The sequence below is a fragment of the Streptomyces sp. NPDC054765 genome (assembly GCF_053612065.1).
The window spans coordinates 25,436-40,489 of the sequence record NZ_JBSHBP010000069.1; the positions used below are offsets into that span (position 1 = coordinate 25,436).

The window sequence follows — 15,054 nt, forward strand, 5'->3', positions numbered from 1 at the left end:
AAAGTGCGTGTGGCCGTTCGTACTCCAGTGCCCGTGTAACTGTCCTGCGGATCAAGGTCAGTTACACGGGCACTGGAGGCGGATGGTGGATGTAGAGGTGTGTATACGGCTCGCCGAGGACGAGGTGCGCGAGGGCCTCGCCTGGGAGTCGGCGCCGCTGAAGATGCTGTGCGCGGCCGAGCCGTGGCGAACGTTCCGCTGGTACATGGGGCAGAAGCACTACTCGGGCTCGTACTGGTCGAGTACGCAGTCGGATCACGTGATCTACGAGTCGCGGCTGGAGCTGGCGAGGCTGCTCTACGCGGACTTCGACCGGGACGTGACGGCGATCGTGGCCCAGCCCTTCTTGCTGAGGGCCGAAGTGGACGGCGCGCTGCGCCGGCACATCCCGGACTACTTGCTGGCCACCACGACGGGCCCGCTGGTGGTGGACGTCAAGCCGCGCCACCGTGCGGCCAGGCCGGAGCACGCGTTCACCTTCGCCTGGACCCGCGAGGCGGTCGAGTCCCGCGGCTGGCGCTACGAGGTGTGGAGCGAACCGCCGGACGCTGAGCTGGCCAACGTCCGGTTCCTGGCGGGCTACCGCCGCGACTGGCTGTTCGAGCCGGACCCGCTCGAGGAGATACACGACGAGGCGGTGGACGAGGAGCCGCCCTCGGAGCCACTGCTCGACCCGGCCATGCTCGACGATGTACGCGACCGGGTCGCGTACGGAGAGACGCTGGGGGAGGCGTTCGCCTGCCTGCCGGGACGTCCGGCGCCCCTGGTGCGCGCCGCGGTGTTGCATCTCCTGTGGAAACAGCAGTGGTTGACCGACCTGAGCGTTCCGCTCAGTGCCCGCAGCGTGCTGAGGAGCGCGTCGTGAGCCGGGCCGCGGTGCGCGTGGGAGTGGGGAGTCGCTTCTCCTACGACGGCGAGATCGTCGAGGTGGTGGAGCTCGCCAGCACGCAGGCCGGCGGCGAGGTGGTCCTCAAGGACGGGCGGGGGCGGCTGCTGCGGCTGGCCGTCAAGGAACTGCTGCTCTCCGACCGCGCCCGCATCATCCCGGACGGGCCCGGACCGGCATCCGACGACCCGCAGGACGTGGCCGCGGTGGTGCTGGACCAGTTGGACGCGGCTGAGCGCGAGCGGGTGCTGGAGCGGGCCGCGCACGTGAGGGAGGTGCTCACCGGATTCCGCAGCGGCAGCGAGGAGTTGGCGGCCGTGGGGGAGCCCCGCGCCGCCTACACGGCGGGCGAGTCGATGGAGAGCCGGTACGCGGCGAAGGCGGCCGAGCTCGAGGTGGCCGCGCGCACAGTCAAGCGCTGGGCCTCGGCCTTCCGCCGGGACGGCGAGGCGGGACTGGTGCCGGCCCGCAGCGGGCCGCGGTCCGGGCACCGGAATGCGGAGCCGTGGTCGGAGACGGCGCTGGAGGTGATGGTCGAGCACACGGGCCAGTCCAAGCCGTCGCGCAAGATGGTCATCGAGCGGACTCGGGCCAGGCTGCTGGCCAGGGGATTCGAGGAGGAGGACCTGCCCAGCCGGGCGACGGCCTATCGCCTCTTGGAGGATCTGGAGCGGCGCCATCCGACGTTCCGGCTGAGTACGAAGCGCAACCGGGACATTGCCGCCCGGCCCGGCGGGGTCTACGGGAAGCTGCGGCCGACCCGGCCGGGCGAGTACCTGCTGATGGACACCAACCGCCTGGACGTGTTTGCCCTGGACCCGGTCACGCTGCAATGGCTGCAGGCGGAGCTGACGGTCGCGATGGACTGGTACACCCGCTGCATCTGCGGGATCAGGATCACCCCGGTGTTGACGAAGGCGGTGGACGCCAGCGTCGCCTTCTACCAGGCGTTTCGGCCCCGGCCCGCGGGAGCGGACTGGCCGGCGCACGCCCTCTGGCCCGAGCACGGCATCCCGCGCTCGGTGCTGATCGACGTCACGGCGTTGGAGGGGCCGATGCGTTCAGCGGCGTCGCCCGCGCTGGTGCCGGAGACGGTGCTGGTCGACCACGGCAAGGTGTTCGTGTCGGAGCATCTGACCAGCGTCTGTCGCCGGTTGGGGGTCTCGGTGCAGCCGGCCCGGCTGCGGACGGGCCGGGACAAGGGCCCGCTGGAGAGATTTTTTCTGACCCTGCGCGAGGACCTGCTGCAGGGCCTGCCCGGCTACAAAGGGCCCGACCTGCACTCGCGCGGAGAGCGTCCGGAGGGGGACGCGTTCTTCTTCCTCCACGAACTTGAGGCGATCATCCGCGAGTGGGTGGCCTGCGTGTATCACGTGAGGCCACACACTTCTCTGATCGATCCCGGGGTGCCGGGACTGCGGATGTCGCCGGTGGCGATGCTCGAGCACGGACTGGCGAGGGCCGGCTACATCGAGGTCCCGCGCGATCCGGACCTGGCGTTCGAGTTCCTGCGAGTGGAGCGGCGGAAGATCCAGCACTACGGCATCGATCTCGACGCACGCCGCTACAACGGCCCGGCCCTGGACCCCTACCGTGGGCTGCCCAGCGATGAGCGGGACGGTAAGTGGCCGATCGCGGTGAACCCGGACGACATCAACACGGTCTACTTCCGCGATCCCGCGAGCCGCAGGTGGCACGCGCTGGCCTGGGAGCACGCACCGGGCCGGGACATGCCGGTGAGCGAGGAGGCACTGCAGTTCGCGCGCCGCCTGGCCGCGGCCCGTGACCGGTTCCCGGACGACAAGGCCGCGGTCCGCGACCTGTTCGAGCGGTGGAACCTCGGCCTGGGCACCACGCTGGTCGAACGCCGCATGGCGCTGCGGCTCGCCCGGGAACAGGCCGCCCTTGACGTTCCCGAGGCCGAGGAGAGCGTCGCCACGCTGCCGAGCGTGAGGCGCCTGATGGAACTGACCGACACGCCGGAGCCGCAGCCCGCGGCCGAGGCCGCACCCGAGGCGGGCGACGACGACGTGGCCGAGGACGCCGAGCTGGTCGACCTGGAAGACGACAGCGACTTCTACACCGACGCCCTGGAGGACGCGTGAACAGCGACGGGACGTGGACGCCCGGAGACGCTCACCGCCTGGACGCGCTGACCCTGTCACGCAAGGAGGGCTGGACGGCGTTCGCCGGTACGGAGGCGCGTATCCAGCCCGAACTGCTGGCGCGCAGCGACTACTTGGCGCTGGGGGAGCGGGCGCGGGCCGAGTACGACCGGGCCCGGCGACTGTGGCACGCGAACCTCGGTCCGCTGCGCACGCCGCAGCTGGCCGAGCTGCACGAGGACTTGTGGGACATCGTCGACAGCAACGCCCAGGACGGCGACAAGGCCAAGGGCGCCGTCGCGGTGGACGCCTTCCCCGGGCTCGGCAAAACCACCGCGGTGCTGGCCTTCGCCCGGGACTTCCACCGCCGGGAGATCGCCGAGGGCGGCGCGTTCACCGCCGGCGGGCACGAACGGCTGCCCGTCTGCCGGGTGGGCCTGACCGGCAACACCGGGATGAAGGACTTCAACCGGGCGATGCTGGAGTTCTTCGGCCACCCCGGACGCACCACCGGCACCACGGCCCAGTTCGCCCAGCGCGCCCTGGACTGCGTGCTCTCGTGTGATGTGAAGCTCTTGATCGTCGACGATCTGCACTTCCTCCGATGGAGGGCGACCGGCGGCGTCGAGGTGAGCAACCACTTCAAGTACATCGCGAACGAGTTCCCGGTCACCTTGCTGTTCGTCGGCGTCGGCCTGGCCGCGCGCGGCCTGTTCTCAGAGGGCGAGACCTACGACAACGCGGTGCTGGCCCAGACGGGCCGGCGCACGACCCGCCTGGACATGCGCTCCTTCGAGCTCAAGAGTGATCAGGGACGGGCTGAGTGGCGGCAGCTGTTGCTGGCCTTGGAGAAGCGCCTGGTGCTCAGGGAGAAGTACCGGGGCATGCTTGCCGACGACCTGTTCGACTACCTCTTCATCCGCTCCAGTGGCCACATCGGCTCGCTGATGACGCTCATCAACCGCGGCTGTCAGCGGGCCGTCCGCATCGGCGTTGAGCGTCTCGACGAGGACCTGCTCAGCCGTGTCAAGATCGACCAGGCGGCCCACCTGGCGCAGGACGACGTACGCAATCTCCTGAAGGGCCAGCGTTCTCGACGAACCGGTCAGAAGGCGGTTCGCCGGTGACGCACGCGCGGACCCTGCCGATCCGCCTGGCCCCGCATCCGGGCGAGGCGCTCGACTCCTGGTGGGAGGCGATCGCCCACCGGCTGGGCACCAACACCGGCGACGTTCTGTCCGCGATGGGCCTGCTGCCGCGCAGCCCGTCCCGGCCGGTGAGCTCGGGCATTCTGGGCCACCTCGTCACTCTCCTCGATCAGGACCAGGCGGCGAGGGCCGCCTGGTCGGCCGGCGTCACCCCGGCGGAGGCGCACGCGATGACCCTGGCTCGCTACGACCGGCGGGTCCACGTGATCGATCCTGGGCGGCGCCGGGTCGCGGCGCGGCATGTCTGGGGACGGGCCCGCGGTTCCCGCTACTGCCCGGCCTGCCTGGCCGAGAACGGCGGGAGATGGCTGCTGAGCTGGAGACTCGGCTGGTCCTTCGCCTGCCTGGATCACCATTTGCTGCTGGTCGACGCCTGCCCGCGCTGCAGCCGTACGCCACGGCACTTCCCCGCGACCACCAGGCATCCGCTTGTTCCGGGGCACTGCCACAGCCCGGCGCAGGACGATGCCTCGCGGGCAGCGCGTTGCGGTCAGCCACTCGAGGAGGCCGACGCCATCGAGCTGACCGGGCAGGGGCTGGTGATCGCGGCCCAGAAACTCATCAACAACGCGATCGCCTCCGGGCAGGCGGACTTCGGCGTCTACCAGGAAAAGCCCCAGCCCAGTCTCGCGCTGTTCGGTGACCTTCGGGCCCTGGCCTGCATCCTCCTTCGCCGCGTCCCTGAGCGGCTGGTGGACTTCGTCCCACCCGAGATCCTGCTGGCTCATCAGCACCTCGGGCCCGAACAACGGCAGCCCTTCGACCCCGCCGAGGAGACCCTGCCGGGCCGCCTGGCCCCACGGCGAGCCGCGACCACCGCCCTCGCCGTCAGCGCAGCCCTGCACATCCTCGGGCACGACGATGCACATGCGTCCGGAGCCGCCCTTCGCCACCTGATCAGCGACACCGACGGCACCATGCCGCTCAAGGTCGCACACCGGTGGCGTCACGCCAGCGAGGTCTTCGACGCGATCCACCTCGCGGCACTGGCGCCCCGGATCAAACACAGCGACCAGCTGCGCTACCGCACCGCGGACCGGTTTCCCCGCAGGCCCGACCCTTCGGCCTCAGCCCGGGTCGCCGCGCGGGCCCGCTGGATCCCGACGCAGCTCTGGCCGGCGTGGTCAGCGCGGCTGAGTCCTTCGAGCGGGGCCTTGTCGCGCACCATCCGCCCGGCCCTGTCGTGCTACCTCCTGCTCATCGGCGGCGCGCGAGGGGACTTCACCACAGCGACCCGGATCCTCCGGTCCCCGGCGGAAGACCGGCTCGGTTCCCACATGGCGCACCGGCTCACGAAGCGGGGGCACTTCAAGGCGATCAGTCGCGGCCTGTCCGTGCTGGCGGACTATCTCGACCAGGAGGGATCACCGATCGACTACGACCGCCGCCGCGCGACCGACTACCGCGATCTGCTGCCCCTGGATGCCTGGACACAGCTCTGCCGGGATGTCGAATTCGAGGCCGGCGGCGTGCGGCGGCACCAGTTCGCCCGAGCGCTGCTGTTCGAGCGGATCAGCGGACTTCCGGCAACCCTCGCCCCGGCCGCCTACGCGCCCGCCACCACGGAGCTGCGGACCATGCTGCGAACCTTCGAAACAGATCTCACCCCCGCACTGGTGAGCCAACTCGAAGAGCACTCACGCGAGTTCCTCGCCCGGCAGGGAATCCACGACGAGCCCCTCACCTGGCAGCCGCCGACGGACATCATCGACGTTCTCGAGCTGCCCGGGTGCGACCTTGGGGACATCGACCTCCACGCGCTGCACCGCCTCATCCGGGAGGAATCCCTGACGACAGCCGGGGCGGCCCGCAGCCTGGGCGTCAGCCACGACGCCGTCCGCTTCGTCCTGCAGGAGCAGCCGGCACCCCCGAAAGAATCCGCGATGTGGGAGAGAGGAGCGACCATTCGCCGTGCTCGCGCCGCGCTCCCCAGGGACACGTTCGCCCGCCTCTACCTCGAGGAGTACCGCCCGCTGAAGTGGATCGCGCAGCACGTCGGCGTGAACGAGGAGGCCATCAAGGTCCTGGTCCGCGAGTACGGCATGAGCCGCGAGGGCAAAGCGACCCGGTGGCGCCAGGTCGATCTCGGCTGGCTCCGCGATCAACGGGCCGCCGGACGCACCTGCCGCGAGCTTGCCGAGGAGACTGGCTTCTCGCTCGGGATGATCAGCTACCTGGGCCGACGGCATGACATGCCCGGTCGCGGGCCCGCCCGGAAGGGGTGACCTGCCGCGTCACGCGGCGGGGTCGTCGTCGAGCGCCAGCTCAGCAACCCAGTGCTGGGCCTCGGCGAGGTTCGATGCCGTGCCGACCACCTGATAGGTGAAGTCGTCCCACTCCTCCAGGACCCTTGGCTCGTCAGGGCGGAGGTGGCCGGCGCCGCCGTGCACCGGACGGTGACGGCGGTAGATGTCCATCGGCGGGCGGCGCCGCTCGTGGTACGCGGTGAGCGGGTCGTCGGCGTCCACGCGAGGGACGGCCAGCCGACCCGGTCATGGACCTGGACCGCCTCGGCCCAGAGGCGGACGGGGCGTCGCTGGGCGGAACTTCTGACCCACGAACCAGCTCACGGAATCGCCTGATCCGTATGTGGCGGTCTCTGAGGAAGCAGAGAGACCAGCGGCCGACGGGAGACGTTTTCCGGTTAAATGGATCAGATCCGTTGTAGAGGTCCCAAGGAGGTAGGACAGTGCCCGCTCTTGCGCGGATGCCGCTGGAAGGCGGCGGGGCGATTCTACTGGAAGAGGTGGAAGGCGCACCGGAGTTCGACGGGCCGGTCAAAGCGGGTCGGGTCGGCGACGCGGTGCGCGAACTGCCCCGGACCCTGCACGAGTCGCTCGTCCCCGTACGCGAGACGGCACGGGCAGTGCTGGACCAGCTGAGGCAGGCGGGGCCCCGGGAGGTGGAGGTGGAGTTCGGGGTGAACCTGTCGGCGAAGGCCGGTGCGGTCATTACGGCCGGGGAGGCGGCCCTCCACCTCAAGGTCCGCATAGTGTGGGAGCGCGGTGACTCCGGGCAGGACGCACCGTGAAGAAGCGGGGGGCGCGTCGGCACCGGGCCGAAGCGGCCGCCTGATGACCTCCCGAAGCGACGCGAACAGCCTTGCCGGCTCAGGTGAACCAGCCGTCCACAACGGCATCTTCCAGGTTCTCGCGCCGGACGGCGGCATCGCCGGGGCAGGCTTCCTCACCGAGGACGGGACCGGCTTCACCTGCGCGCATGTCGTCGACGCCGCGGGGCGGCACCCCGGGGGGCAGGTGGAGGTGCTCTTTCCCCGCCTGCCGGACACTCCGCGGGTCATGGCGGTGGTGGTCGCCGAGCAATGGCGGGCGCCGGAGGCGGACGACGTCGCCGTGCTCCGTCTCCAATCAGTGCCGTCCGGGGCCCAAGGCATGCCCGTGGGCGCGAGCGCGGGCTCCCGCGGACACCGGGTCTTCTCGTACGGATTTCCCTCCCAGGCGCCGCCGGGTGGCCGCTTCGGGTACGGAGAGGCCGGCGACCTGCTGCTCGGGGGTGGTGCCACGGGACGACTGCTCCAGCTGACGAAGGCCAACGACCTCACCACCGGATTCAGCGGCGGACCGGTCGTGGACGAGTTGACCGGGCTGACGATCGGCATGGTCACCTCCATCGCCTCCCCTGACCCGTATCTGAAAGGGCTTGGCACCGCCTACGCCACCCCGGCCGAGGTACTGCGGGACGTCCGGCCTGAGTTGGCCGAGGACACGGCATGTCCCTATCTGGGACTGGAGCCGTTCACCGACAAACAAGCCGACTGGTTCCACGGCCGCGAGGCCGCAGTGGAGCGCGTAATTGCGGCACTGAGGGGAAACCGGCTGCTCATGCTGCTCGGCCCCTCAGGGGCGGGAAAGTCCTCACTGGTCAACGCGGGCGTGCTGCCCGCCCTAACCAGGGGGGACATTCCGGGCAGCGACCGCTGGCTGGCCCTGCGCGCCCGCCCCGGCCAGGACCTCCTCACCGAGCTGGAGGACTCCGGGCTGCCCGGCACGGTGGCCGAAGGCCTGACGAGCGCGGCGCGGGCCCGCCTCGACGGCGACCCGGACCACGACCATCTGCTCCTGGTCATCGACCAGTTCGAGGAACTCCTCACCCAGCCGGCCGGGCCTTCGCAGACACACTCTGAGGACCGACGTCTGCGAGCCATCGACCAGCTCATGGAGCTGAGCAGGTCCCACACCGCCGTGACCGTGCTCCTGGTCATGCGCAATGACTTCTACGCTCCCCTCAGCACCCTCGCCCCCGACCTGATGGACGTCGCCCTGCCCGGACTGTGCAACGTCCCCGAGACGCTGAACCGCCGCGACCTGCAAGAGATCATCACGCGGCCTGCCGCCGCCGTCGGCCTGCCTCTCGCGCCCGACCTCGCGGACCGGATCGTCGACGACATCCTGGACATCGACCCGATGGCACGGCAGGCACCGGTCACGCTGCTCCCACCTCTGCAACTGGCCCTGCGCCAGCTGTGGTTGCGCCGCGACAACGACGGCCGCCTCACCCACGAGGCCTACAAGCAGATGGGCAAGGTCACGGGCAGCCTTTCGCACTCGTGCAACCACGCCCTCGGCCAACTGCCCGCAGGCCAACAACCCACCGCCCGCCGGATCCTCACCGCACTGGTGCGGCCCGCCGACGAGGCCGGCGGCATCCCTGCCACCCGCCAGCGAGTCCCCCTCACACGCCTGCGCGCCCTGGCCGCCGACCCGAGAGGTCCCGGCTCCGACACCGACGGCGCCTTCGACGACGCCATCGCGGCGCTCACCCGCTACCGCATCATCACCACCGATGGCGCCACCACACCCGTCGGCGAGCCCCCTGGAGAGCCGGCAGCGGAACTCATCCACGATGCGCTGATTCGCGGCTGGGCCGACCTGCGTGACTGGGTCGCCGAGGACCGCCAGTTCCAGGTCTGGCTGCAGCGCGCCACCGACCAGCAGGCCAGCCACGCGCAGAGCGGGCTTCCCGGAGACCTGCTGAACGGCTCCCTCCTCGCGGAGGGAGAGGAATGGGCGGATCAGCGCCCGTTCCCGGACGAGATCATCGTGCTGCTGGAAGCCAGTCGGCAGCATCAGCTCTCACAGTTGCGCCGCACCAAACGCATCAACGTCTTCCTCGCCACGGCACTGGCCCTCGCCCTGATCGCCGCCGGCGTCGCGTTCCAACAGCGACAGATCGTCGCCGGTCAGCGCGACCGCGCGGCCTCTGCTCAGGTGGCCGGCACCGCCGAGTCGCTCCGCCGCACCGACCCCCAGCTCGCGCGCCGACTGGCGGTGGCCTCCGCCCGCCTCGGAGATACCCCCGAGTCGCGGTCCGCACTGTTCACCCTGAACAACCAGCAGGAAGACGAGGTCCTCAAGTTTCCCGGCCCTGTCGTGTCGACCGCCACCCTCGACGAGACCGGGCACACCCTCATCGCCGCCGACGGCACCCGCGTCGGCATCTGGAACGTCGACACCCACAGACAGACCGGCCACTACAACGCCCGGTCCAAGGTTCGCTACGTCACGCTGTCTGCCGACGGCAGGACGGCCGCCGTGAGCACCGAGGACGGCAAGACCCGCCTGCTCGATGCCACCAACGCCCGCCCCCTCGGCACGCACACCTACCCCAGCGGCAGAGACGTGCTCCAGCCGAGAGTGGCGCTCAGCCCTCACGGCACCTATCTGCGGACCGAGGGAATCGACGCCGACACGAAGCCCACCATGGCGATCTGGGACACCCGTACGGCCAAGAAGATCATCACCACGACCGGAGGCAGCTTTCCCGTCTGGAACACCTCGTTCTCACCGGACGAACGCATACTCTCCCTCCCTTACCCCAACGGCAAGGGACAGCCGTTCACCTGGTACGACACCCGGACGAAGAAGAAGATCCCCGTTCCTGACTTCAAGCTGAGCACCAAGGAATTTCCCGGCCCAGTCGTCTTCAGCCCGGACGGCAAACTCGCCGCCCTGAACGCGAAGGACGGGAAGGTCCGCGTGTACCACCGTGCAGAGGGCTACTGGGACACAGAGCTCACCGGGGGAGACGACCCCGCGCTGTACCCCCTCCACTTCAGCCAGGACAGCCGGTACCTCGCCCAAGGCGGCGTCATCTGGGAAACGGCCTCTCTCGGCCAGACGAAGCCCCTCATGCACTACTCGACCACCGACAGCGAGTGCTTCAGCGACAACGGCCTCCTCTTCACAGCCGACGACTCCGAACTGCGATGCGTCGGCATCGACGGGGCCGTCCGTTCACTCGACATCACCACAGTCACCAAAGCACCCAAAGGCACAGGCAAGTTCTACACGGAGAGCGCGGTCAGCGCCGACCGGCGTACCCTTGCGCTCCTCAACAGCAGCAACATCGAGATCTGGTCCCCACTGACACACACCAAACGGGCCACCATCCCCAGTCCAGGCCCGACGGCGGACAACCCCACCCTCAGCCCCGACGGACGCCTCCTCGCCGTCCAGAGCAGCATCCCCAAAGTCGAGATCTGGGACCTGTCCAAGAAGAAAAAGCTCGGAACTCTCCCCACTCCCCTCGACTGGAAACAGCGCAGCGGGGCGCTGCAGGAATTCGCCTTCTCACCCGACAACCAGTCGTTCGCAGCCCAGGTAGTAATGCCCGACGGAACCAACGCGCTCAGGTTCTGGGACCTGACCACCATGCGCCGGATCCGGGACATACGCGCGAAGCTCGGTCACGACGGCAACGGATCAGCAGTCCTCTTCGACCCCAGCGGCACCTCCGTGATCGCCGCGCCCAACTTCGGGCGGGTCGCGTTCCCATCCGGCCGCATCATCACCAAGAGCGCCGGGAACCTGCAGATGAACGCCATCAGCGACGACGGCTCAACGGTCTACTCCTATCCGCAGGGATTCCAGCCGTACCTCAGGACCTTGGACGCCCGAACCCTGCTGCCCGCAGGGGAAGACCTGCGCACCGGGGCGGTGTCCACCGAGTCCGGCCACACCGTCGCCGTCTCGCCCGACGGCCGCCTGTTCGCCACGGTGCACCACGACCTGGGCGAGCAGGCACAGATCGCCGTGTGGGACAGCCGCACCCACAGTCAGCTCGGCCCTCCGTTCACGGGCACCCTGGACCCCTTGGGCTCGGTGGTCGCGGTCACCTTCGCACCCGACGGTTCGACGCTGACCAGCGTGGACCAGGACGGCAGATTCCTCACACACGCCGTAACGCCTGCGAAGTTGATCCGGGACCTCTGCACCAAGAGCGGCTCCCTCACCGAGCAGGAATGGAAAGCCCACATCCCCGACGTCCCCTACCGCAGGACCTGCTGACCCGGAAAACAGGGCCGCCCAAGGCTTGGCGGCCAGCTTCGCAGCCCCGGCCCAAGGTCGAGCAGCCGCGGGTACGTCACTCGAACCGGCGCGGCAACGCCCTGGCCGAGGCTGCTATATCGCGTCAAGCAGCTTGAGGGAGCTCCTCGGCTTTCGTTCCGGTGTTTCGGCCGGAGCGTTCGAGGATCTTGAGGAGTTGTCGGCAGATGGCTCGCTTGAGGCAGCGTTGCGCGTTGCGTGTGGTCTTGCCCTCGGCGACGCGGCGGCGAGCGACCTACGTCTTGGTCGCAGGTCCAGCCGCATCCGGATGAGCGTGATGGTGTGCAGGGCCCGGAGACCTTCACCCTGCACGTGTACGACGGCGGGTAGCACCTGCGGCACCCGCAGATGCCCGGTCTGCCGCTGCCCAGGCCCTGACCGGGCCCTTCAGGCGCCTGGGGCGGGGAGAGTGACGGCCCCCGCCCAAGGCGCCTTGCGTTCCTCGGAGGTATACCATGAGACCTTGCTTTAAGGGAGACTGATGGTCTGCCGTCTCTCGGGTGGCTTAGACACATCAACCCCGTTAAGAGGCGGTCTCAGGGAGGCGCGATGATCCAGATCACGCTGGGCAGACGCAGGTCGATCGACCCACGCAAAGATGCTTTCGCGCGGTCCCAGATCGGATGGGTCGAAGGGCTGTCCGACCAGCAGCTTCACGACATCGCCCGGGGAACCTGGGTGATGCCCGGCGAACGCCTCGAACGAGAGCGGTTCGCCGTCGTCAGCGGAGACGCCATCATCAGGCAGGCCATGGAGATCGACCGGGTCGTCGACACCCCCGACGGCCGGCGGGCCTTCGAAGGGCGCATCCTCGGACCCGGGCACCCGGTGTACGACCACTACGTCGGCAAACCCGCCCCGAACGGCGCCCAGCAGAACCCCATCACCTACTTCAAGTCCTCCCTGGACAACCGGAAGTGCAGCTGCGGCTGCGGCAAACCGATCGAGCGCGGCGACTTCCTCCCGGGACACGACCAACGAGCCATCCACGAGCGCATCGCCCGCGTCGGCACCGTGATGGACTTCATCACCTGGTTCGACCAGACCTGGAAGGCCGATGAGGACCAGCAGGACGATGTGGCATGAAGAAATGCCACCGAACTGAGACGGAAGCCGTGGGACATCTGATGAGACTGCAGCCCAAGCAGCAGGTAAGCGCGGCCGGTTATGACAAGGGCAGCGCGAACCTACACGACGCCGCACTCGACGGAGAGTAGGAGCTCCCGTGGGCATCCTCGGCGACAGCCTGGAGAAGGCCGCAGCCGCCAACACCACCCGCCCGATCCCGAAATCCGCCGGCCCGCAGATGCGGTTCCTGGTCAAGCAGCACAAGGGCTCCACCAACGCCGTCGCGCAGCTCCTTGGCGTCTCCCAGCGCACCGTCGAGCGGTACGTCAAAGACCAGATCAAGCGGCCCCGCAAAGAGCTCGCCGCCCGCATGGAGCGCGAGGTCCGCAGACGCTGGCAGCCCAAGGTGCGCGAGAAGGCCCGGCGCCGCGCCGCACAGACCGGCGGGATCACCATCGAGACCCGGGCCCGATTCGGATTCAGCGCCGCCCCTGGAACAACGGACGACGGCCGGATCAGGCTGATCACCCAGCACCTCCCGCCCGCCTACGCCGCCCGGCTTTTCGACGCCCAGGCCGCCGGCGCTACCGAGCAGCAACTGCGCAACATCGCCGCCGAGGGTCTGCAGGAGATCTATTTCAAGGACCGCGGGCGCCGCGCCGACGGCCTCCTGGTCGATTTCACCGACATCGACTATGTGGACCTGGACTTCTGATCAGGTGTCATGCGTGAGGCCCTGGAACCCACGTGTGACGGAGCGCTTCACTTGGCGGATGAGCGCTTGAGTTGGCGGCAGCGAGCATCTGTCCGCGAAGAACGGCGACATTTCGGGATAGGTGACACCTGATCTTGGTGGTTGACACCACCCTGGGAAACGCCGAAGCTGGCCGGCCCCTACGACGAGAAGATCCGGGTCCACCCGGCCAGCATCGCCAACTGAGTACCACGAAGACCTCTGGCTGAGTGTTTGGTCCGCTGGTTCCTGTCCGCGGCTGGCCCGCGGACAAGGCGCCGCCCGCGTCGGCCGGGCCGCGGGCCGGCCGCGCGCTGTCCGTGGCGGGTCGGGCACCCAGGAGCCGTTACGGCCAAGCGTGCCGTCTATCCGATTCGACGGGGCTTCGTGGATCAGCTGCGGACGCAATCTGAGATCCCAGATTGCTTTACAGGGATCTCATGAGGGATGCTGGCGCCAGGCCGCTACCGCACGGCTAAAGATCTCTGTACGTGGTCAGCAAGGACTTGAGCAATGACGAACTTCGAACCGATCACGGGCCGCTATGTCGCGGTCAACGGTGCACGCACCTACTTCGACGAGGCTGGGGAAGGCATCCCGATCGTGTGCATTCACCCCGGGGCCACCGACTCTCGGGTCTACAGGCACCTTCTGCCGTTGCTCGCTGAACGCGGATACCGCGCGATCGCCCCCGATCTTCCCGGGCACTGCCGTTCCTACCCGGCGCAGTGGCAGCCGGGGACTTCTATTCACGACCACGCCGAGTTCGTGCACGCGTTCGTGCGCACGGTGCTGCCTGGAATCTCGCCGTTTGTACTCGGAGCCTCTGTCGGAGGCCTGACAGCACTGGATCTTGCCGCTCACCATGGAGACAGCTATCGAGGGGTCGTCGCGATGCAAGCAGCGTCGTGGACACCGCTGTCGGCCGAGGCTGCTGCGTTGCTGGCAGGTCGGACGAGCCCGCCCGATGCCGGCTGGACGGATCACCTCGAGTATGCGGCGGTGGCCTCGGCGAGCAAGAAGCTGACATCCGGGCAGGAAGCCGAGCTTCGGTGGCTTCAGCGCAGCACTGCCCAGCAGGCCGGGCAGTGCGACGGTCAGGCGTGGGCTTCCCACGATCTGCGCGGCCGGCTCGGCGATGTGCGGTGCCCGGTCCTGCTCGTGCAGGGCACCGACGATTTCTTCGTGCAGGATCAGCTGGTCGATGACACGGTCGCGGAAATGGGCTCGGTGGCACAGTTGCTGCGGGTGCCTGACATCGGGCATTACCCGCCGCTTGAGAATCCGGAGTGGGTTGCGCAGATCGCAGACACGTTTGTCATGCAGACGACGACGGCGGCCTGATCGTCCTGGGGCCTTGACCCTTGATCGTGGACACCGGTTGTCATGCGGCAGTGGCCAGCGTAGTTGATCGTTGCTCGAAGGCGGTCGGGCTGATCTGACCGAGGCGGGAATGCCTCCTTCGGGTGTTGTAGCGGGTCGCCCAGCGGAAGACCGCGAGCCGGGCCTCGTGCGCCCTGTTCCACCGCTTCTTCCCCTGCAGCGTCTCCCGTTTCAGGGATGCGTTCAGCGATTCCGCGGCGGCGTTGTCCGCGCTGGTGCCCACCGCGCCGCGCGATCTGATCACACCGAGGTCCTCGCAGACCTGGGCGAACTCTTTCGAGGCGTACTGCGCCCCGTTGTCGCTGTGGAAGATCGCCCCGTGCAG

The 15,054-nt window shown here is 68.9% G+C and carries 11 protein-coding genes; 9 read left to right on the forward strand and 2 right to left on the reverse strand.

What is annotated here, in order from left to right; genetic code table 11:
• Window positions 1-82 precede the first annotated feature (82 nt).
• Genes ACWGJY_RS31200 through ACWGJY_RS31215 form a run of 4 tightly spaced genes read left to right on the forward strand, consistent with a single transcriptional unit; the run spans window position 83 to window position 6,424 of the window.
• Entirely contained in the window at window positions 83-865 is a 783-nt protein-coding gene (locus ACWGJY_RS31200) for a TnsA-like heteromeric transposase endonuclease subunit (protein WP_453264221.1), read from the forward strand.
• On the forward strand, window positions 862-2,991 hold the full coding sequence (locus ACWGJY_RS31205) for a Mu transposase C-terminal domain-containing protein (RefSeq protein ID WP_453264222.1): 2,130 nt from the start codon (window positions 862-864) through the stop codon (window positions 2,989-2,991). The genes ACWGJY_RS31200 and ACWGJY_RS31205 overlap by 4 nt, the downstream gene beginning before the upstream one ends.
• Window positions 2,988-4,118, forward strand: a complete 1,131-nt coding sequence (locus tag ACWGJY_RS31210; RefSeq protein WP_453264223.1) for an AAA family ATPase — start codon at window positions 2,988-2,990, stop codon at window positions 4,116-4,118. Before ACWGJY_RS31205 ends, ACWGJY_RS31210 begins: the two co-directional genes overlap by 4 nt.
• Window positions 4,115-6,424: a TniQ family protein gene (locus tag ACWGJY_RS31215; protein WP_453264224.1), complete on the forward strand. Its 2,310-nt coding sequence runs from the start codon at window positions 4,115-4,117 to the stop codon at window positions 6,422-6,424. The genes ACWGJY_RS31210 and ACWGJY_RS31215 overlap by 4 nt, the downstream gene beginning before the upstream one ends.
• A gap of 9 nt (window positions 6,425-6,433) precedes the next feature.
• Here the strand turns inward: ACWGJY_RS31215 and ACWGJY_RS31220 are convergent, their stop codons facing one another.
• Window positions 6,434-6,667: a DUF6087 family protein gene (locus ACWGJY_RS31220; protein WP_453264225.1), complete on the reverse strand. Its 234-nt coding sequence runs from the start codon at window positions 6,665-6,667 to the stop codon at window positions 6,434-6,436.
• Between the two features lie 221 nt (window positions 6,668-6,888).
• Between ACWGJY_RS31220 and ACWGJY_RS31225 the strand changes: the two genes are divergently transcribed.
• From ACWGJY_RS31225 to ACWGJY_RS31245, 5 genes are all read left to right on the forward strand, one after another.
• Window positions 6,889-7,230 (forward strand): CU044_2847 family protein, encoded by a 342-nt coding sequence (locus ACWGJY_RS31225; RefSeq protein ID WP_453264226.1) that lies wholly within the window; start codon window positions 6,889-6,891, stop codon window positions 7,228-7,230.
• Between the two features lie 43 nt (window positions 7,231-7,273).
• Window positions 7,274-11,506: an nSTAND1 domain-containing NTPase gene (locus ACWGJY_RS31230; RefSeq protein ID WP_453264227.1), complete on the forward strand. Its 4,233-nt coding sequence runs from the start codon at window positions 7,274-7,276 to the stop codon at window positions 11,504-11,506.
• Window positions 11,507-12,094: 588 nt separating this feature from the next.
• A complete protein-coding gene (locus ACWGJY_RS31235) occupies window positions 12,095-12,631 on the forward strand; it encodes a hypothetical protein (RefSeq protein ID WP_453264228.1) in 537 nt (178 codons plus the stop codon).
• Between the two features lie 139 nt (window positions 12,632-12,770).
• Entirely contained in the window at window positions 12,771-13,328 is a 558-nt protein-coding gene (gene tpg / locus ACWGJY_RS31240; RefSeq protein ID WP_453264229.1) for a telomere-protecting terminal protein Tpg, read from the forward strand.
• Between the two features lie 531 nt (window positions 13,329-13,859).
• Window positions 13,860-14,690, forward strand: coding sequence for an alpha/beta fold hydrolase (locus tag ACWGJY_RS31245; protein WP_453264230.1), 831 nt, complete (start codon window positions 13,860-13,862; stop codon window positions 14,688-14,690).
• A 40-nt stretch (window positions 14,691-14,730) separates the two neighbouring features.
• Here the strand turns inward: ACWGJY_RS31245 and ACWGJY_RS31250 are convergent.
• Window positions 14,731-15,054 (reverse strand): transposase (locus ACWGJY_RS31250; protein ID WP_453264231.1); only part of this gene is annotated, 324 nt, incomplete at its 5' end.

Coding starts and splice junctions, on each gene's coding strand:
- ACWGJY_RS31200 (WP_453264221.1), top strand. CDS start 83: ATGGTGGATGTAGAGGTGTGTATACGGCTCGCCGAGGACGAGGTGCGC.
- ACWGJY_RS31230 (WP_453264227.1), top strand. CDS start 7,274: ATGACCTCCCGAAGCGACGCGAACAGCCTTGCCGGCTCAGGTGAACCA.
- ACWGJY_RS31235 (WP_453264228.1), top strand. CDS start 12,095: ATGATCCAGATCACGCTGGGCAGACGCAGGTCGATCGACCCACGCAAA.
- ACWGJY_RS31245 (WP_453264230.1), top strand. CDS start 13,860: ATGACGAACTTCGAACCGATCACGGGCCGCTATGTCGCGGTCAACGGT.